Genomic DNA, 18,306 nt, shown 5'->3' with positions numbered 1-18,306 from the left:
CCGGCTGGAGATGTGTGTTGACAATGGCCGTTCGGGTCTTGCCCCTCCCTCTCCTGCGGTGCCGACGCGATCGACAGCACTCTTGCGACAATGGCAGCATTTTTGCCGTTGCGAAAGAAGTGCGGCGAGGCAGGTGAGCAACGCGGCACCTTTTCAGGACACAGCAAGATAGAAACCCGGGCAATCGCAGCGACTGCCCGGGCTCCGATAGGCTGAGGGTATGCGGTTTATCGTCAGACGGTCGCTGACACCGTGGCCGAGCCGACGGATGGCGTAGGCGTGTCGTCGAGAAGCGCCTGGCGCAGCCGCGCCTCCTGCTCCGGCGAGAATGAGGTGCGCAGGATCCTCGCGTGCTCGCCCTTGAATTCCGCCAGCACCTTCTCGGGCTGGACCTTGCGGATCAGCAGGAAAAGGGCCGAGCTGTTGACGGGAATAGTTTCGGCCAGCTTCTCGATGAGGTCGTCGTCGATGCCGTAATCCGCCATCGACCCTGCCAGCGCGCCCGACCCTGCGCCAAGCGCACCGCCGACGACCAGGCCCGCCAGAGGGTTCAGGAACAACAGGCCGACCAGCGAGCCCCACAAGGCACCGGAAAGGCCGCCGCTGGCCGCGCCTGCGGCGGTCAGATTGACGCTCTGCTTGAGGCGAACCTTGCCGCTCTCGTCTCTGACCGCGATAACGGCGTCTTCCAGATCGATCAGATATTCCTTCTCAAGCTGAACGAGACGGTTGAGAACAGCATCCGCCTTGTCGGCATTATCAAAGCCAAGCACCACGAGTTCAGACATCGAAAATCCTCCGGGGTCATATCGACATGCCAGCAGATAGTGCGCTGCAGCGTTTAGTGAACAGCGGTGCTGATCAATCGGTATGGGTGGGAAGCCTTGAACTGCGAGATGACCTCGGCGGCCTGCTTAAGTACTTCGTCCGCACTTTCCGGATCGTCGCGGGCCAGCTCATCGGCATTGATGCGGATCGCCTCGGCCATATTGCTCGAGAAAGCCGCAAACTGCTTGTCGCCTTCGACCAATGCCTCGCGCGCCGCACCTTCCAATGTCAGGGCGACATCGATGAGGATTTCTTCGCGTTCCTCGACGCTCAATTCTTCGATTACTTTCGTTCTGTCTTCCATTTTGATCACTCCGAATAGACGTGATTGCGACCGAGCTCGCAAAGCCTCGATCAGTAAACACCTAAGAACGGAGAAATTCGGATTCAAGATCCTTGGGCTTCAGCCCATGTTCGGGCAAAAGCCGGGTCGATCAGCCAGCCTATCCTGCAAGGCGGAAATCCAGCCGGCGTGCGAGCCCGCTCGCGACTTCGCGGACGAGCCGTTTTGCACGCTGCTCACGAAAGTGCGCTCGGCATGAAAGGACTTGCACCCGCGCACGGCCAATCGGCTACTCTTCCCATTCCTCGTCATCGGCCGAAAGAAGATCGACCAGGGTGGCGACCGCTCCTGCCGGCAGGCGCCGCCCTTCGCCGATCATGGCTTCGTCGCTATTCACCCAGGCCCATGCTTCGGCAAGTTCGGCCAGTGTCGCACCGGTCGCCACGATGTTTGCCACCAGCGTTTCATCCGCAGGTCCAATGACGGAAGTAACGTCCCGCAACGTCAATGTCATGCCTCGCTCCCTACCATTTTGTTGATTGGAGAGTGAATAATTTCAACATAGAAGCCCAACGGTGAAATTCCACCGCCAAGGCGACAATAGTGGCTTAGTCTCGATTTCGAGACAAAAGACCTCTGGGACCCGCCAAGCCGGAGATCGTCAGAAACCCGGGCCGACCGGACCGCCCTTCAGACTGAAGTAAGCAAAGGCCGCTATGAAAAACGCGATGATGGCAGCCACTGCCAGCAGACGCTTCAACCACGGCGGTGTTTGCCTTGGCGGCTTCGGCTTGGGACGGCGCTCAAATTTGACAACATTATCTGACATGACAGTGAATTAACGAAGATCAAACAGTTTGCCAATCCGGTATGAGCGTCGGCACGGCAAGCTTTCGGCAACCGAACGGACAAAATCGTTCGACCAACTCTCCACCGGACCTACGATGCAGCGGGGGCGTGCATGTGGGTCTCATGTCAACACTCACACTCAAAGGCAAATGCGCCTGGTTCAAATCGCGGATGCGCGTAACCGGCCATTTGAGCAAAAGATACAAAGCCCCGAAGGTGCCTTCTTGAATATATTCAATATGATCCGTCCCTGGACAGCCCAGCAGCGAGCCTTGATCGTCCCCTTCCCCGCAAAGCAGGATCTCGCAGAGCGCAAATCCAAGGCAACTGCCGCCGATGGCCCCGTGGTTGCGTTTTTTACCAAGGACAGCTTTTACGAACAGGAAGGCAAGCGCATGTCCCGCTCGGCCGAACGCCTCGGCCTCAAGGTACATGCCACTGCATTGCCGAGCGCCGGCAGCTGGGTTTTGAATGCCGGCCTGAAGCCCGGCTTCCTGTTGGAGGAAAGAGCGAAGCTTCGCGGACCATTGCTTTACGTCGACGTCGATGCCGTCTTCCATCGCAACCCCTGGCCGGAACTCCACAAGCTTGATTGCGATATCGCCGTCTATTACGAAGCCAGTGGCCGTCTGGTCAGCGCGACCATCCTCCTCAACGACACGCCCGCGACGGCGCAGCTTCTGGAACTCTGGCGGCAGGGATGCCTTGCCAATCCGGACGTGTGGGACCAGCTCGTTCTTGAAGAGATCATTGCCGAGGATGAGAAAAGCGCCAATCCGCAGTTCCGCGTCGTAAAATTACCGGTATCCTTTTGCTGGATCTTCGATCGTGTCGAAAATGAAGAGGTCCGTGAGGTCTTCATCGAACAGCTTCAGGCTAGCCGCGAGGCAAAAAAGCGCAAGCGCTGGTTCGGCCGCATCGGCAAGCGGCTGAAACGCCGTCGCGACCGGATCGATGATATAGAACGCATCCTGAATAGCGCTTGACGGCGGTAATCAATCGCGATCCGACGGCGACATGATCACAACATGTCGCCAAGGGACCAATGATTGTTCCAACGGGCATCGATCTCGTCTTCGACATTCTGGTAACGGATGTCGGTGGAAAGACGCAGCCGCTGCAGCTCGTCCTGGTTCGTCGTCGAGGCATGGATCATGAAGGGCGAGTGGAGCATGATGTCGCCCGCCTCATAATCGGCGATCAGCCAGCGCGTGTCGAAACGCTCCGCCATGTCGGGCAGATCCTTCGAAACCCAGCCGCCTTCCATCATGTTGCGATTGTAAGCGCTCACTCGCTCCTCGGGACTGAGATCCTTGTTCCGTTCGCCGAATTCGCGCTCCATCCTTGCGCCGATCGCGTGCGATCCTTCGAGATAGGTGAGGCCGCCCATTTCGACGGGAATATCGCCTATGGGAATCCAAGCGGTGACGACCCGGCTTGTCCCACCCCGCAGGTAGACGAGATCGTAATGTGCGGGCGTTGCCGTCGTCGTTCCCGGCCGTACATGGCGCATGATCTTGCGCTTGTGCAGGTAGGAAATACCCTGCAGAAACTCATCCATGAAACGAGCCATGCGCGGCTGTGCGCAAAAGCCCTCATAGGCCGCAGAGCGCACCAACGCCATCAGGCAGCGGTCGACGGCCTTACTGTCCGGCGCGATCGCGGCGGCAATCCCGTTGCGCGGATCCGTACCGGGAGCAATCAGGCCTGTGGCAGCCATATGACCGAACACCCAACCGCGGAATTCGATGATTTCATCCCGCGGCAGAAAGCCTTTCAGCCAGACATATCCATTCTCTTCATAGAGCCGGCGGATCGCCTCAACGCCGATGCGCGGATCGGTGGGCGTCAGATAACCCAGCCGATTTGGCGCCGTCGACAGGATCTTGCCGTTTGCAACGAGGCTGAGCTTCTTCTTGTCAGTCTGCACCGTCTGCGCTGAAATCGACATTTCACTCGCCCGATATTTGAGTTGATGACCCGTTGAATCTAGCGAACGAAGCTGGTTTCCTACATGGAGGAAAATGATACTGGACTTTTCGCTCACCATGAAAACGACAAATGCAATCTATCGCTCACCTCTCGCCGCCATGGGCGGATTGGCGGTCACCGGCAGCGGGAATCAGTATGTCATGCATTCGGTGAGGGCTCGAAAGCTGCCGAGCTATGCTGTTGTTCTGGTGGAGCATGGCAAAGGTTTTCTCGAAACCGAGGCCGGCGGACGGCAGAGCGTGAAAGGTCCCGCCCTCTTCTGGCTTTTCCCAAACCGCCAGCACTCATACGGTCCTGATGCCGACGGCTGGAGCGAGCGATGGGCGCTGTTCGAAGGCTCTTTGGTGCGCGATTTCCTGCGTTTGCGGCTGATCAGCGAGCAAAGCCCGATAACGCCCCTTCGCAACTTCGATCGCGTACAGCGCCTGTTTCAGAGTGTTCACGCCGATCTGCTGGAGGATACGCCACTTGCCAGGGCTTCGGCTGCGTCTGCGCTCCATCGGATTGTCATTCAGTCGGCTCAGCAAACGCACCTGGCTAAACCTGCCGCGCAAGAGGGGCCCGACATGGCCGGCATCATCGAGGCCCTTCGCAGCAGAGCGATGGAACCGCTCGATATGACAGCCTTCGCTGCCGAGCACGGCATATCACCCGCAACGCTGCGCAGGAAGGTCACGGCGGAAGTCGGGTTGTCGCCGAAAGGTTTTCAGCTTCGGCTGCGCATGGATCACGCCAAGGAATTGTTGGCGACCACGGATGACAAGATAGAGATCATTGCCGCCAAGGTCGGGATCGTTGATGCATTTTACTTCTCGCGGCTGTTTCACGAGCGGGAAAACTGTACGCCGCGCGAATTCCGCGCGCAATTCAGAAGAAGCTGAGCTGCCGAGGAACCGGGGACTGCCCTCATCGGCGCTTCACCGAGGCCTGCGGTTCACGCTTCGGCATTTCCGCCAGCGGAGCTTCGCTCCAAATTCCGCCGTCGCCAGGCTGCCGGTGCCTCTCCCATCCGTTTGCGGAAGAAACGCGAAAAATAGGCCGGATCCTCAAAACCCACTTCGCGGCCGATATCCTCCACCGAGCGGATGGTGAACATCAGCAGCCGCTTGGCTTCAAGCAACCGCCGCTCAAGCATCAACTCCTTCACGGTGAGCCCGAAAATCTCGCGCGCAGCCTTGTCGAGAAGATGCGGAGTGGTGGCAAGCAGCTCGACATATCGGCCCACCGGCCAATCGCTTCTGTAATGGCGATCGACGGCGGTTCGCAGCGACAGGGCAAGAGCGAGTGTCGGCGAGGCTGCCGGCAGCGCCGCGCTGCCGCCAAGGCGGCCCATCAGCGAGAGCACGACCCCGATCAGCCCCAGCATGACTTTTGCGCTCTGCCCGCCACGATCTGCATATTCGGCACTCACCATTTCCAGCAGCGCATCGACCCGTTTCCACGATGGGTCTTCGGGCCGGCCCGTCAGAAAAGTAGGCGTGTCGAGGCTGAGGTCCACTAGAGGGGCCAGCGCCTTCAACGTGTCGTCCGAGACGGACACGACGATGGCATCCGATTGATCGTCGACCTCGAATCCGTGGATGATGTTGCTCGGCACAAAGCTGATGGTCGGAGCGGAAAAGTCCCAAGTCCTGTCTTCGATGCGATAGCGGCCGCCGCCCTTGAACCAATAGGTAATCTGGCCCATCGACGGATGCTTGTGCGATGCAACATGCCCGAAATGCAGCGTTTTCCGGTCCATGACCGTCTCCACATGCAGGAATCCGACATCAAGCGCACGGCTTGGCTCACCATAAACAAAGAAGTTCGGAATCTCGTTTTTCTGCGACATGCCGGAAAAAGTACCAGCGAATTGCCTCCTTTGTCCATGGCCGCGACTGCGGCGGCGACATAGCATCGGCCATGATCTCAAGGGAGGAATACGAGATGCGAGCCGAAGATCACCGCAGCGACAAGACCCGTCCTTTCACCGGCGCCGAATATCTGGAGAGCCTGCGCGATGGACGCGAAGTCTACATCGACGGCGAGCGCATTGCCGATGTGACCGCCCATCCCTCCATGCGTAATTCCGCCCGCTCGATTGCGCGCATGTATGATGCGCTGCACGACGAAAAGTATAAGGAACGCCTGACTTCGCCGACCGATACCGGATCCGGCGGCTACACGCACAAATACTTCCGGGTGGCGAAATCCTCCGCCGAGCTTGTCGCCCAGCAGGGCGCCATCGCCGATTGGGCGCGCATGTCCTATGGCTGGATGGGCCGGACCGCCGATTACAAGGCGGCGCTCATGAACACGCTCGGCGCCAATGCCGACTGGTATGGTCCGTTCAAGGACAATGCGCTCTCGTGGCACAAGCGAGCGCAGGAATCCGTGCTCTTCATGAACCATGCGATCGTCAATCCGCCGATCGACCGTCACAAGCCGGCCGACGCCGTCAAGGATGTTTTCGTCCACATCACCAAGGAAACCGATGCGGGCATCTATGTCTCCGGCGCCAAGGTGGTCGCGACCTCTTCGGCCCTCACCCACTACAACTTCCTTGCCCAAAGCTCGGCAACCGTCACCGAAGATCCGTCGCTATCAGTCATGTTCATCGTTCCGATGAATGCGCCTGGCATCAAGATGTTCTGCCGCGTCTCCTATGAGCAGACCGCGAATACCGTGGGGCACCCCTTCGACTATCCGCTGTCGTCGCGCTTCGACGAGAATGACGCAATCCTGGTGCTCGACAATGTCTTCGTGCCCTGGGAAGACGTGCTCGTGCTGCGCGATGCTGCCAAGATCCTCTCCTTCCATCCGGCCTCCGGCTTCATGCATGGCTATTGCTTCCAGGGCTGCACGCGCTTCGCCGTCAAGCTCGACTTCATTGCCGGGCTGCTGGCCAAGGCGCTGCGCGCCACAGGCGGCGATGCCTTCCGCGGCAATCAGGCGGCGCTCGGCGAGGTTATCGCGCTCCGCCACATGTTCTGGTCCTTCTCCAACGCCATGGCCTACAATCCGCAGCCCTGGGCCAATGGTGCGGTGCTGCCGAACATGGAAGCCGCGCTTTCCTACCGCACCTTCATGTCGGAGGCCTATCCGCGCGTCATCGAAACCGTGCGCAAGGTCGTCGCGTCAGGGCTTATTTACCTGCCCTCCTCGGCCAAGGACTTCGGCAATCCGGAGATCGACCGTTACCTCGCCCAATATGTGCGCGGGTCCAACGACATGGGCCATATCGAGCGCATCAAGATCATGAAGCTGCTGTGGGACGCGACTGGCACCGAGTTCGGTGGACGGCATGCTCTTTACGAGCTCAACTATGCCGGCGCGCCGGAGGAAGTCCGCCTGCAGGTGCTGAAAGGTGCCGAGCGCGGCGGCCGGTTGAGGGAGATGGAAGCGCTCGTCGATCGTTGCATGAGCGACTACGACGAAAACGGCTGGACCGGAGACACCTGGCTTCCGCCGCTCGGTGAGACCTCCCCTATTCGCAACGCCGCCGAGTGAGGCCGTTGCCATGGAGGAACAACTCTCGAAAACCGAATTCCGCAACGCGATGGCCCGGGTCTGCGCGCCGGTCAATGTGATCACCACCAACGGCCCTGCCGGCCGCGGCGGCTTTACCGCCACCGCCATGTGCAGCGTCACCGACGAGCCACCGACGCTTTTGGTCTGCATGAACAGCCGGTCGACGCAAACAGCGCTCTTCTTCGAAAACCGCCGCTTCTGCGTGAATGTCCTGACACAGGAGCATAAGGAACTGGCCGGCTATTTCGCCGGTCAGCGCGCCGACATGGAGGAGCGCTACGCAGCTGCAGATTGGATCAGCTTCCGCTCCGGCAGCCAGGCACTTTCCGGCGCCATCGTCTCCTTCGATTGCCGCCTCACCGAGGCTCGCCTCGTCGGCACGCACCATATCTTCATTGGCGAAGTGATTGATATCCGCAGTCGCCGGGACGGACACGCCCTCCTCTATTTCGACCGCAACTATGTGCATGTTCCGACCCAGACAGGCAGCTTCGGCGGCTGAACGCCGGGATGCGTCGCAAACATGCAGATGATGCCCGACGACGGCGATGCGGGTCGGGCATCTCCCCCTAGCGACGGCCTGCTTTCCTTTCGGCAACCTCCGAAAACTGGTAAGCTCGGCCCCAAGGGATGGAGGTGCCGATGAGCGATCTGGTTTTGAATACTTTCGATTGGGTTCCCGAGAAACCCCGGGGATATGTTCGCGATCTGCGCGTGCGTTGGGCGTTGGAAGAGGCCGGACTTCCCTATCGCGTCAGGGGCGTACCGTTTCGCGATCGGGATGCCGAGCATTTCGCGCACCAGCCCTTCGGCCAGGTGCCGTGGCTGACCGACGGCGACATCTCGATCTTCGAGAGCGGCGCGATCCTGCTCTACCTCGGGGAGCGCAGCGATGCGCTGATGCCCGCCGATCCCCATGGCCGCAGCAAAGCGCTGGAGTGGTTGTTTGCTGCGCTCAATTCGGTCGAGATGGCAAGCCTGCCCTGGTCGATCATGATGTTCTCCGGCAACACCGATGATACGCCGGCCTGGAACCGGTTGCAGCAATTTCTCACCGCCCGGCTCCAGCGTATGGAGCCGGTCTTGGCTGCGCGCGAATGGCTGGCCGGCACCTTCTCGGTTGCCGATATTCTCATGGCGGACGTGCTCCGTCTCGTTGACCGGTTCGACGGACTGGCGGAATATCCAGCCTGCCGCAACTATGTTGGGCGCGCTCTTGCCCGGCCGTGCTTCGGCAAGGCACACGCCGACCAATTGGCACACTTTGCCGCTGCGGACGGCACCAGGAACTGACGGTCACGAGACAGGCAGCTCCAGCGATCAGGCCGCTGCATCTCCGAGATAGAGACGATGCAGATGCGCGGGATCGCCGGCGAGCGTCGCGCAATCGCCGTCATAGACGATGGCCCCTCGGCGCAGGACATAGGCGCGGTCGCCGATTGCAAGCGCAAGTGCTGCGAATTGTTCGACGAGAATGACGGCCATACCGGCATCGGCCAGTTGCCTGACGGCGCGCATCAGGCGACTGACGATGACCGGCGCGAGACCGGAGGACATTTCGTCGATCATGATCACCTTCGGACGGGTCAGCAGCGAACGGGCAATGACGACCATCTGTTGCTCGCCGCCGGACAACATGCCGGCCTTGATATCGCGGCGCTGACGCAGCTCCGGGAAGAGATCGTAAGCCTCGCTGAGATCGGCAGCAGGATCGAGCGCGACCTTGAGATTTTCCTCCGTGGTCATCTCCGGAAAGACGGTTCGCCCCTGTTCGACGTGGCTGATGCCGGCACGGGCGCGCAGGCCGGCCCGCAGCTTCAGAAGCTCCACACCATCCATCCTCACTGAGCCGGCTGCGGCAGGGATGATGCCCGACAGGCTTTCGAGCAGCGTCGTCTTGCCCGCGCCGTTCGAGCCGAGCAGCACGCTGATCTCGCCGCTCGACACAGAGAGATCCACACCTCGAACGACGGGAATGCCGGACCGGTTGACGACGAGGCCGTTGACGGACAGTGCGGTCATTCGGCTGCCTCTTCAAGTTCAATGCCCATATAGGCTTTCTGGACGATCGGCATGGCAAGCACGCTTTGCGGGGCGCCGTTGGCGATCACGCGTCCGAAATCGAACACCATGATCGCCGAACAGGCCCGCCGCACGAGGTCCATATCGTGCTCGATCAGAAGCACGGCACTGCCGAAGGTCTCGGGGATAGCGGCGATGCGTTCGCCGAGCTTGACCGCATCGGCGTAGGATTGGCCGGCGGCAGGCTCGTCGAGAAGGATCACGGGCGGCCGCGACGCCACGACACCAGCGACGTCGAGCAAGCGCCGTGTTCCCGCATCGATCGATGCAATCGGCGTATCGGCGGGCGGGCAATCGAACCATTGCAAAACGGCGGAAAGTTCGTCATCGCCGATGGCGCCGGCGGCGAGCCGCACATAGCCTCCGACGCTGAGCTCCGGCGCAATACGGGTCGTCTGCCAGGTGCGGCGGATGCCCAATCGAGCCCGGCTCGTCGCGGAGAGGCCTTCGAGAGGCTTGTCGTTGAGCTTCACCGAGCCGTCATAGCGGGCCAAAAATCCGGCGATCGCATCGACCATGGTCGATTTGCCGGCGCCGTTCGGCCCGACAAGGCCGACAACCGTGCGCGCGGGCACCTTGAGATTGACCTTGTCGAGCGCGACCACGGCACCGTAGCGAACCGTCAGATCGCTGACCTCGAGCGCCAATCCCGGTTCATGCGTCGCGGTGGCCGGCAAGCGGCCGGCTTCGCGATGAACGGAAGCTTTCCTGTTTCCAGGCAACAGCTTGCGCCCGAGCCGCATCCATGTCTCGCTGATCGTTTCGCCAGACGAAAGCGCATGCACGGCACCGATTGCAAAGAAGACATTGCCGACATCCTGCGGCAGATTGAGCCTGCGCAACAGTTCCGGAAACAGCGTGATCAATATGCCGCCGATGACGGCGCCGAGCGTGAAATGCGCGCCGACCATGGTCGCCACGGCAAAGAGCGCCAGCGACTGCATCATCGAAAAATTCTCAGAAACCAGCGTTCCGAGATAACCGGCGAGCAGTCCGCCCGACACGCCGGAAATGAAGGCGCTGATGGCGAAGGCGCTGAGCTTGGCGCGCGGTATCGAAACGCCATGAGCCGCCGCTGCCCGCTCCGAATGCCGCACCGCAAGCCAGGAAGCCCCAAGCCGCGAACGGCTGACAAATTCGAGGCCAACGGCAATGACGCCGTAGGTCAGAAGCACGAAGAGGAAGAAGCTGCGGTCACTCTCGAAAAGCTCCGGGCGCACGACCTGCGTAAAGGTCGTTTGACCGGGAAAGGTGATCGTCGCCAGCACCGTGTCGAAGGCAGCAGCAAAGCCGAGCGTGACGATCGCCAGGTTGATGCCGCGCAGACGCAGCGCCGGCAGGCCGATGGCGATGCCGACCGGCACCGCCGCAAGACCGCCGACGATCATCCAGACGACGAGGCCGCCGGGTGCTTCGATGACGTTCAGGTATCCCGTGACCCAGGCGCCGACGCCGGCAAAGGACATCTGGCAGAGCGAGATCATGCCCGTTCGGCCGGCGACGAGACCAAGGCTTTGCAGGGCAATGCCGGTGATGAAGACGGCCGTGAGCAGAAACACCCAGTATTTGGGCAACAGCAAAAGAATGATTGCGCCGACTGCGGCAAGCGATAGGGCCGTGACGGCGGCGGCGCGGAAACTAGCGTGCTTCATCCCAGCGGGCTCCTCTTTGCGACCACAGGAGGACGGCAAGAATGACGATGAATGGAACCGTGCTGCGATACTGGCTGACGAGATCGATGGTGCTGACGGCACCCTCCAATATACCGATCGTCAGGCCGCCCAGAAGGGCAGCGCGGAAACTGGCAAATGCACCGATCAACGCAGCAGCCAGAGCAGGCACGACGAGGAGGCTCAGCGACGCGAAATCGGGGGAGCGCAGCGGCGCGATGATCATCAGCGCGAAAGAAGTCACGCCACCGGTCACGGCCCAGACGCCGAGCGCCAGCAATCTTACACGAATGCCGATCAGTTCTGCTGCCATCGGCCGCTGCGACAGGGCTCGCAATTGCAGCCCTATCCGCGTGCGTGCAAGGAACTGCTCCGTGAGCACGGTGAAGACCACAGAGAGAAGCAATGTCGTGACAGCCGCACAGGTGACTTCGACACCGGCCAGACGAAATGCCGATCCGGGGATCAGCTCGGGGAAATAATGCGGATGCTGGCCGCCGGTGAGGCGCAGGCCGATGGCAATGATGCCGACCAGAAGAGCTGCTGTTACCGCCGCCTTGGTCGATGCGTTGGTGTTGGCAAACCAGGTTGTCATGACGAGACCGATCAGGACGCCGCCCAGTGCGCCGGCGGCGATCCCCAACAGGGCTGCCGGAAATAGCGGCACGCCGGCCCCGTAGAATGCGACCATGATAAAAGTGCCCGCGGCGCCTATGGCAGCACCGGTAAAATTCACCACGGCCACCAGGCGATAGGTGAAGATCGCGCAGACGCCGAGGATGGCATAGGCTCCGCCTGCAGAAAGACCAGCCACGGCGGCTGTGAAGAGAGCGTTCATTCGGAAACTCCGGAGGCGGGCAGATGATGCCTCACCAGATCAGATCATCGTGACGACACAATATCCAGCCCCACCCGCCTTGGGCAGGGCTGGGCGCTCGGCCGTCTTACTTGGCCTTCGCCAGCGTGTACCAATCCGGCGTCTTGACGGTCCACTTGCCATCGACAAGCTGCATGACTTTGGTCGCCTTCATCGGCGAGTGAGCCCTGGCGTCGCCGAAGACATAGGGGCTGCCGGCGAGCGAATATTGCATTTCCTTGCCTGCCTTCAGCGCCGAGGTCACGGATTCCCGCGTCACTTCGCCGTCGATGCCCGAGATCGTGTCGATCATCACCTTGGCGGCGAGATAGCCACCCTGCGAGAAGGCGGTCTTTGCAAGGCCAGCTTTGTCCATGGTCTTGGCCCAGTCGGCGTTGGCAGCGGTGTTTTCGGTATAGGGCTCCCATTCCGTGCCGACGTAGACGGGCTGCTTGCTATCAGCCAATGCCTTGGCAACGCCCTCGGTGTAACCGGGTGCGAGGAACAGCCAGTTGATACCCGAGATCTTCTGCGCATCCGCAGTCTTCACCCATTGCACCACACCCGGCTCGACCTGATTGGTGAGCACGGCATCGCAGCCGGCGTCGCGCGCCTTGATGACGTAAGGCGTGAGATCGCCCTGCGGCGGCAGGGTCATGTCGACGAGGCCGACCTTGTTGCCGCTCAGCTTCTGCCAGGCTGCAACCGCGTTGCCGTAGGCTTCCTGAGTACCACCGAGGATCAGGAAGAAGGCGCAAACCTTCTTCGCTCCGAGGTTCTTTGTCGCATAGTCAAGCATGACCGTGGTCAGCGTGAAGGGGCCGACATTGACGGGCGAAATGCTCGGCGCATTGAAGCAGAGCGGGTCGACGCCGACGCCCTGAACCGCGAGCACATCGTTGCGGTTGTAGGTGCCGGCATTGACGGCGCAGTCGAGCAGGCTTGCACCACCTGTAAGAGCCACGACGCCCTTGTTGTCGATCAGGTCGCGTGCCGCCTGGGCCGCCACCTGCGGGTCGCCCTTGTCGTCGGCCAGCGAATAGGCCACCTTGCAGCCGTTGATGCCGCCGGCATCGTTCAACTGCTCGAAGACGGCCTTGGTGGCCTTCGGCGCATCGGAAAAATCGACGACGCCGGTGACGGTCGAGACGGCGCCGATCTTGATCGGCCCGCTCTTGCAGGTCGGCCCTGCGGCAAAGGCGGACGAACCGGTAAATGCTAGACCGGCAACAGCCAGCCCGAAAGCGATGCATGCTGATGTCAATTTCATTCTCTTCCCTTTCCCTCTTTATGTTTTGCGGCGTTTCCTCTTCGCCGCGCCAGCTAGCGCTGGTAGACGGGCTCACCCGCGAAGTACGTGGTCAGCACCTTGGTGTCGGCTATCTGATCGGCCGGCACTTCGAAGACATTTTGGTCCAGCACGATGATGTCGGCGGACTTGCCGGCGACAAGTGAGCCGGTTTCCCCATCCAGCCGCATCGCCTTTGCCGAATTGAGCGTGTAGATCTCGATTGCCGACGCAAGGTCGATCGCTTGCTCAGCCCATAGCGAAACACCCGGGAATGCGCCGGATGGGTTCTGCCGCGTCACCATGCCTTCGATACCGTTCCAGGGATCCGGGATCGGGATGACGGGCCAATCGGAACCGCCTGCCAGCAATGCGTTGGTGGCCTTCATGCTTGCGATCGGCCAGAAGCGCGTTGCCCGTTCCTCGCCCATCACCTGCTTATGGCCTTCGAGGAATGTGGTCGGATACCAGATCATCGGGCAGAGATCGGCGACAACGCCAAGCGTCGCGAAGCGGCCGAGATCCTCGTCACGCAGATAGCTCGCATGCGCGATGTGATGCTTGATATCCGTCGGGCCGTTGAAGTGCCGGACGGCTTCGACCGCATCGAGCATCTCGGTCACGGAGTAGTCCCCCGCGCAATGGATCTTCAGCCCCATGCCCAGCTTTTCGGATTTGTCGATATGGCGGACGAGATCGGGATAGTTGACCAGCACTTCGCCGCGATAGCCGTGCGGATGCGCGGCATCCGCGACATAGGCGTCATGGAAAGCCGCCGTGCGCGCGCCGGGAACGCCATCCAGAAAGATCTTCGTGAAATTCGGTTTCACATGTTCGGTGCGATATTCGTCGCGCAACGCCAGCAGGCCGTCGCCCGAGAGGCCGAACATGAAGCTCGGCTCGATCAGCGGCAGCGAGGTGACCGCCCATGCGGTGAGCTTGCCCTTCACATCCAGATTCTTGAGCGCCTTGAGGATCGGCAGCACCGAAGCCGCATCCTGGAAGGCGGTCACGCCGTATGAGTTGACGATCTCAATGGCGCGGGCCACGGCAGCCTCGCCCATTTCCTCGGTGAAGGCCTCGGCCGCGGTCCGCTCGACGATACCGGCGGCGGATTCGACCAATAGGCCGGTCAGTCTGCCGGTAACGGGATCGCGACCAAAGGAGCCTTGCGGCGGATCGGGCTGATTGTTTGAAATGCCGGCAAGCCGCATCGCCTCGCTGTTGATCCAGCGGTTGTGCATGGTCTCGTCGCGCAGAAGAACGGGATGCCCGAGGCTCGCCTCATCCAGCTTCTTGAGCGAAGCCTCGCTGTTGATCGCCGTAATCATATCGGCGCCCCATTGATTGGCGACGATCCACTGCCCGTGCGGTGTACTCTCGGCCTGCTTGCGCACATGGGCGCAGATCACTTCGATCGAAGCGCCGGCGGGAATCTGCGTTTCGAACAGCTCGGCCTGTCCGCCCATCATGATGTGATTGTGGACGTCGATGAAACCGGGCATCGCCATCTTGCCGGCGAGGTCGACGACCCGCGTTTCCGGCCCCTTCAGCGCTTCGATTTCAGCCCGATTGCCGACGGCGAGGATGCAGCCGTCCTTGATGGCGAGAGCCTCGGCCCAGGGCTGGCTCGGCTCCACAGTATAGATTCGTCCGTTCATGAGAATGAGGTCGGCAAAGCCGAGCGAAGCAATCATATTCAGTTCCCGCTTAGATTCATTATTTGAACCATTTATTCAAATATTGAGAGTGATGCAGGGCTCGGCGTTTGTCAATATAGTTCACACGTTAAATACATTGGCGCCATTGCTGCCTGTACGAGTACCATCCGGATTCCGCCCGCGCCATATCGATCGCTCGCGAAGCATATGGTCCGAGACGTTGGCAGCCGGCGCACTTTCGCGCCGGTCTTTCGCTGGGGATTACCGCCTCAGAGCTGGATCCATGCCGTTTTCAGATCGACATATTTATCGAGCGCATGCAGCGACTTGTCATGGCCGTTGCCGGACTGCTTGACCCCACCCAGCGGCACGCTGTTGTCGGCGCCGCCATAGGTGTTGACATGCACGACGCCCGCCTGGATCCCGCGCACCATCCGATGGGCGCGCGACAGGTTCGATGTCCAGACGGCAGAGGCAAGACCGTATTCGGTGGCATTGGCGATCTGCAGGGCTTCCGCCTCGGTCTCGAACGGAATGATCGACAGGATCGGTCCGAATACCTCTTCGCGCGCCAGGGTCATCGACGGCGTGACATCGAACACGGCCGGCCGCATGTAATAGCCGCCCGTTTCTTCCAAGACCCGTGAACCGCCGGTGCGCAGGGAAGCACCTTCGGACAGGGCCTGCGCGACATAGCTAAGATCCTTCTTCAGCTGTATCTCGCTGGAGATCGCGCCTGCTTCCGTCGACAGTTGCAGGGGATCGCCGACCGTCATCGCATCGGCGATACGCGCGACTTTTTCGGAAAAAGCTTCGTGAATCGACTTCTCCACGAGCAGGCGAGAGCCGGCGACGCAAACCTGACCGGAATTACGGAATATCCCGTAGGCCGAGACTTTCGCGGCCTGATCCAGATCCGGCGCATCGGCAAAGACGATGTTCGGGGACTTGCCGCCGAGTTCGAGATAGACGCGCTTCAGGTTCGAGCGCGCGGAATATTCCAAAAGCCGCCGCCCGACGGGACCGGAGCCGGTAAAGGCGAGGACATCGACATCCATGTGCAGGCCCAAAGCTTCGCCGCTGACGGCACCGCGGCCGGTGACGACATTGAAGACCCCTTCGGGCAATCCGGCCTCCGCGCAAAGCTCGGCAAGCCGCAGCAGCGTCAAGGACGCGCCTTCAGCCGGCTTCAGCACGACGGAGTTGCCGGCCGCAAGCGCCGGCGCGATTTTCCAGGCGCCGATCATCATCGGAAAATTCCATGGCACGATGGCGGCAACGACGCCGATTGGCTCGCGATGAACGAGACCAAGCACATTGGTTGCGGTCGGCGCGATCTCACCATAGACCTTGTCGATCGCCTCGGCATAGTAGCGGAAGGTGCCGGCAGCACTTCCCGGCTCGGCCTTCAGGGCCATCGAGATTTCCGTGCCGTTGTCGCGCACGCCGAGCACGGCAAGTTCGAGCGCGTTCTTCTCGATCAAGTCCGCGAGCTTCAGCAGCACCTTCTTGCGTTCGGCGGGAGCGGCGTTCGACCAGCTGCCCTTTTTGAAGGCACGACGCGCAGCCTTGACGGCCAGATCGACATCCTCCGCGCCGGCGTCGGCGATGGTGGTCAACCTGGTTCCGTCGATCGGCGAAATAACATCCATGACTGCGCCGGTGGCCGGAGACCGCCATGCGCCACCAATGAACAGCGATTGCGGGGAAACGGACGCCGTCCGGAGCTGATCGATCTTATCCTGCATCTCATTCTCTCATGAAAAGGGTGGCGGGCACGCCCCGCCACCGCGATTGGAATTGCTTTAGGCTTCCTGTCCGGCACCGAGACGCGCAAAGCCATCGGCATCCGCCGATCTCAAGCGAGCGGCGGCAACGAAACCAATGACTCCGGCGATCAGAACGAGGCACGGCAGCAGCACGGCAAGCACGCCATTTGCTCCGGCGATCGCGCCGAAATTCGCGGAAATGTAATAGACAAGCGCCAGAAGAATAAGCCCCGTTACAATCGGCAGCACCTTGATGGCCAGTACGTTACGCTCGAGGCCCGGATTGCGGCTGAAGAAGATGACGATTGCGAAGGCGGTGAAGGCCATCAACAGGATGATTGCCAGCGTCGCTACGTTGGTGAGCCAGGAGAAGAGGCCCAGCACCGGATCCTGCCCGGTTGCGGCAAAGAGCGCCACCACGAGCACGGCAATGACCGTCTGGATGATCGAGCCGACATGCGGGCTCTGGAAAACCGGATGCGTGACGCCGACCGATTTCGGCAGCAGGCCTTCGCGACCGGCGACGTACATGTAGCGCGCGACGCCATTGTGGAAGGCGAGGATGCCGGCGAAAAGGCTGGTGATGAAGAGAACGCTCATCACGACAGTGATCCAATGACCGACATAACGCTCGGCAAGGCTGAAAAGGAAGGTCGTCGGATCGGCGAGACCCTGCAGGGTGGGAACGAGCTTGTCGACACCAGCGCCGGCCACCATCAGCCATGAGGTCAGCATATAGAAGAGGCCGATGATCAGCACCGAGATGTAGGTTGCGCGCGGCACCGTCTTGTGCGGCTCGCGCGCTTCTTCGCTATAGATGGTCGTCGCCTCGAAGCCGATGAAGGCGGCAAAGCAGAACAGGAGGCCGATTGCCGGCGTTCCGCTCCAGAAGGCGGTCGGCGTGAAGGGTGCGGCAGAAAGGCCGGCATCGCCGCCCTTGACGAAGATCGCGCCATCGATGACGAGGACGACGAGATATTCGAGAATGACGAGCACCGTCAGCACCTTGGCCGAAAGATCGACGCGGCGATAGCCGAAAACGGCGACGAAGGCGATGCCGATAAAGCTCCAGACCCACCAGGGAAGGTCGAGGCCAAGCTGCTCGGCAAAGAAGCCCTTGGTCGCGGCCCCGAAGAGCCCGAGGACGCCGACCTGCATGGCGTTGTAGGCGAGGATGGCGATCAGGGCGGCGGCACCACCCATCAGGCCGCCGAGGCCACGGGCGGTATAGGCATAGAAGGCGCCGGCATTGCGGATATGGCGCGCCATGGCAACATAGCCGACCGCAAACAGCAGCAAAATGCCCGTAACTAGCAGGAAGGTCAAAGGAATACCCGGCCCGTTGCCGAGCATCATCGATAGCGGCACGCCGCCGGCAACCGCCGTTAGCGGCGCTGCAGCCGAGACGACCAAGAAGGTCACGGCGCCGACGCCGAGACTGTTTTTGCGTAGCTGGTTCTCAGCCGCACCTTGCGAATTTTGCGCGTTCATCTGCGTTTGTTCCCCTTGTTGAGAGTA

The 18,306-nt window shown here is 61.0% G+C and carries 17 protein-coding genes; 5 read left to right on the top strand and 12 right to left on the bottom strand.

Translation table 11 applies throughout. The features are described from left to right. Nucleotides 1-233: 233 nt before the first annotated feature. From RHSP_RS06355 to RHSP_RS06345, 3 genes are all read right to left on the bottom strand, one after another. Nucleotides 234-788 (bottom strand): DUF1269 domain-containing protein, encoded by a 555-nt coding sequence (locus RHSP_RS06355; protein WP_004110773.1) that lies wholly within the window; start codon nt 786-788, stop codon nt 234-236. A gap of 53 nt (nt 789-841) precedes the next feature. Next, nucleotides 842-1,132: a hypothetical protein gene (locus RHSP_RS06350; RefSeq protein WP_004110762.1), complete on the bottom strand. Its 291-nt coding sequence runs from the start codon at nt 1,130-1,132 to the stop codon at nt 842-844. A gap of 268 nt (nt 1,133-1,400) precedes the next feature. Then, on the bottom strand, nt 1,401-1,625 hold the full coding sequence (locus tag RHSP_RS06345) for a hypothetical protein (RefSeq protein ID WP_004110760.1): 225 nt from the start codon (nt 1,623-1,625) through the stop codon (nt 1,401-1,403). Nucleotides 1,626-2,184: 559 nt separating this feature from the next. On the opposite strand from RHSP_RS06345, the gene RHSP_RS06340 reads away from it, so the two are divergent. Further along, entirely contained in the window at nt 2,185-2,946 is a 762-nt protein-coding gene (locus tag RHSP_RS06340) for a putative nucleotide-diphospho-sugar transferase (RefSeq protein ID WP_037150072.1), read from the top strand. 35 nt (nt 2,947-2,981) lie between these two features. Here the strand turns inward: RHSP_RS06340 and RHSP_RS06335 are convergent, their stop codons facing one another. Continuing rightward, nucleotides 2,982-3,911, bottom strand: a complete 930-nt coding sequence (locus RHSP_RS06335) for a phytanoyl-CoA dioxygenase family protein (protein ID WP_004110753.1) — start codon at nt 3,909-3,911, stop codon at nt 2,982-2,984. A 97-nt stretch (nt 3,912-4,008) separates the two neighbouring features. Between RHSP_RS06335 and RHSP_RS06330 the strand changes: the two genes are divergently transcribed. After that, the gene (locus RHSP_RS06330; protein WP_037150069.1) at nt 4,009-4,833 is read left to right on the top strand and encodes a helix-turn-helix domain-containing protein; all 825 of its coding nucleotides are present in this window, start codon (nt 4,009-4,011) and stop codon (nt 4,831-4,833) included. 53 nt (nt 4,834-4,886) lie between these two features. On the opposite strand, the gene RHSP_RS06325 is transcribed toward RHSP_RS06330, so the two are convergent. Then, nucleotides 4,887-5,783: a helix-turn-helix domain-containing protein gene (locus RHSP_RS06325; RefSeq protein ID WP_004110748.1), complete on the bottom strand. Its 897-nt coding sequence runs from the start codon at nt 5,781-5,783 to the stop codon at nt 4,887-4,889. Nucleotides 5,784-5,878: 95 nt separating this feature from the next. On the opposite strand from RHSP_RS06325, the gene RHSP_RS06320 reads away from it, so the two are divergent. The 3 genes from RHSP_RS06320 to RHSP_RS06310 all read left to right on the top strand — a co-directional run bounded on the left by RHSP_RS06320 (nt 5,879) and on the right by RHSP_RS06310 (nt 8,755). Next, the gene (locus RHSP_RS06320) at nt 5,879-7,441 is read left to right on the top strand and encodes a 4-hydroxyphenylacetate 3-hydroxylase N-terminal domain-containing protein (RefSeq protein ID WP_004110746.1); all 1,563 of its coding nucleotides are present in this window, start codon (nt 5,879-5,881) and stop codon (nt 7,439-7,441) included. Nucleotides 7,442-7,451: 10 nt separating this feature from the next. Beyond that, nucleotides 7,452-7,964, top strand: coding sequence for a flavin reductase (locus RHSP_RS06315; protein ID WP_004110743.1), 513 nt, complete (start codon nt 7,452-7,454; stop codon nt 7,962-7,964). A 140-nt stretch (nt 7,965-8,104) separates the two neighbouring features. Further along, entirely contained in the window at nt 8,105-8,755 is a 651-nt protein-coding gene (locus RHSP_RS06310) for a glutathione S-transferase family protein (RefSeq protein WP_004110741.1), read from the top strand. Between the two features lie 27 nt (nt 8,756-8,782). Here RHSP_RS06310 and RHSP_RS06305 read toward each other — a convergent pair whose 3' ends face one another. From RHSP_RS06305 to RHSP_RS06275, 7 genes are all read right to left on the bottom strand, one after another. Then, a complete protein-coding gene (locus RHSP_RS06305; RefSeq protein WP_004110739.1) occupies nt 8,783-9,484 on the bottom strand; it encodes an ABC transporter ATP-binding protein in 702 nt (233 codons plus the stop codon). Beyond that, a complete protein-coding gene (locus RHSP_RS06300) occupies nt 9,481-11,196 on the bottom strand; it encodes a branched-chain amino acid ABC transporter ATP-binding protein/permease (protein WP_004110737.1) in 1,716 nt (571 codons plus the stop codon). Before RHSP_RS06300 ends, RHSP_RS06305 begins: the two co-directional genes overlap by 4 nt. Further along, nucleotides 11,183-12,052, bottom strand: a complete 870-nt coding sequence (locus tag RHSP_RS06295; RefSeq protein ID WP_004110734.1) for a branched-chain amino acid ABC transporter permease — start codon at nt 12,050-12,052, stop codon at nt 11,183-11,185. Before RHSP_RS06295 ends, RHSP_RS06300 begins: the two co-directional genes overlap by 14 nt. A gap of 106 nt (nt 12,053-12,158) precedes the next feature. Continuing rightward, complete coding sequence (locus RHSP_RS06290; RefSeq protein WP_037149989.1) at nt 12,159-13,340, bottom strand: ABC transporter substrate-binding protein; 1,182 nt, start codon at nt 13,338-13,340, stop codon at nt 12,159-12,161. A 53-nt stretch (nt 13,341-13,393) separates the two neighbouring features. Beyond that, entirely contained in the window at nt 13,394-15,055 is a 1,662-nt protein-coding gene (locus RHSP_RS06285) for an amidohydrolase (protein WP_004110730.1), read from the bottom strand. A 233-nt stretch (nt 15,056-15,288) separates the two neighbouring features. Further along, nucleotides 15,289-16,767 carry an aldehyde dehydrogenase gene (locus RHSP_RS06280; RefSeq protein ID WP_004110728.1) on the bottom strand — a complete coding sequence of 493 codons (1,479 nt, stop codon included), beginning with the start codon at nt 16,765-16,767 and terminating at the stop codon, nt 15,289-15,291. 57 nt (nt 16,768-16,824) lie between these two features. Beyond that, complete coding sequence (locus RHSP_RS06275; RefSeq protein ID WP_037149986.1) at nt 16,825-18,279, bottom strand: APC family permease; 1,455 nt, start codon at nt 18,277-18,279, stop codon at nt 16,825-16,827. Nucleotides 18,280-18,306 lie beyond the last annotated feature (27 nt).

It is taken from the genome of Rhizobium freirei PRF 81 (genome assembly GCF_000359745.1).
GTDB lineage: Bacteria > Pseudomonadota > Alphaproteobacteria > Rhizobiales > Rhizobiaceae > Rhizobium > Rhizobium freirei.
Note: the sequence above shows the minus strand (reverse complement) of the source record. Positions and strands in the feature narration are given on the sequence as shown.

Coding starts and splice junctions, on each gene's coding strand:
- RHSP_RS06355 (WP_004110773.1), bottom strand. CDS start 788: ATGTCTGAACTCGTGGTGCTTGGCTTTGATAATGCCGACAAGGCGGAT.
- RHSP_RS06350 (WP_004110762.1), bottom strand. CDS start 1,132: ATGGAAGACAGAACGAAAGTAATCGAAGAATTGAGCGTCGAGGAACGC.
- RHSP_RS06345 (WP_004110760.1), bottom strand. CDS start 1,625: ATGACATTGACGTTGCGGGACGTTACTTCCGTCATTGGACCTGCGGAT.
- RHSP_RS06335 (WP_004110753.1), bottom strand. CDS start 3,911: ATGTCGATTTCAGCGCAGACGGTGCAGACTGACAAGAAGAAGCTCAGC.
- RHSP_RS06330 (WP_037150069.1), top strand. CDS start 4,009: ATGAAAACGACAAATGCAATCTATCGCTCACCTCTCGCCGCCATGGGC.
- RHSP_RS06325 (WP_004110748.1), bottom strand. CDS start 5,783: ATGTCGCAGAAAAACGAGATTCCGAACTTCTTTGTTTATGGTGAGCCA.
- RHSP_RS06320 (WP_004110746.1), top strand. CDS start 5,879: ATGCGAGCCGAAGATCACCGCAGCGACAAGACCCGTCCTTTCACCGGC.
- RHSP_RS06315 (WP_004110743.1), top strand. CDS start 7,452: ATGGAGGAACAACTCTCGAAAACCGAATTCCGCAACGCGATGGCCCGG.
- RHSP_RS06310 (WP_004110741.1), top strand. CDS start 8,105: ATGAGCGATCTGGTTTTGAATACTTTCGATTGGGTTCCCGAGAAACCC.
- RHSP_RS06305 (WP_004110739.1), bottom strand. CDS start 9,484: ATGACCGCACTGTCCGTCAACGGCCTCGTCGTCAACCGGTCCGGCATT.
- RHSP_RS06300 (WP_004110737.1), bottom strand. CDS start 11,196: ATGAAGCACGCTAGTTTCCGCGCCGCCGCCGTCACGGCCCTATCGCTT.
- RHSP_RS06295 (WP_004110734.1), bottom strand. CDS start 12,052: ATGAACGCTCTCTTCACAGCCGCCGTGGCTGGTCTTTCTGCAGGCGGA.
- RHSP_RS06290 (WP_037149989.1), bottom strand. CDS start 13,340: ATGAAATTGACATCAGCATGCATCGCTTTCGGGCTGGCTGTTGCCGGT.
- RHSP_RS06285 (WP_004110730.1), bottom strand. CDS start 15,055: ATGATTGCTTCGCTCGGCTTTGCCGACCTCATTCTCATGAACGGACGA.
- RHSP_RS06280 (WP_004110728.1), bottom strand. CDS start 16,767: ATGCAGGATAAGATCGATCAGCTCCGGACGGCGTCCGTTTCCCCGCAA.
- RHSP_RS06275 (WP_037149986.1), bottom strand. CDS start 18,279: ATGAACGCGCAAAATTCGCAAGGTGCGGCTGAGAACCAGCTACGCAAA.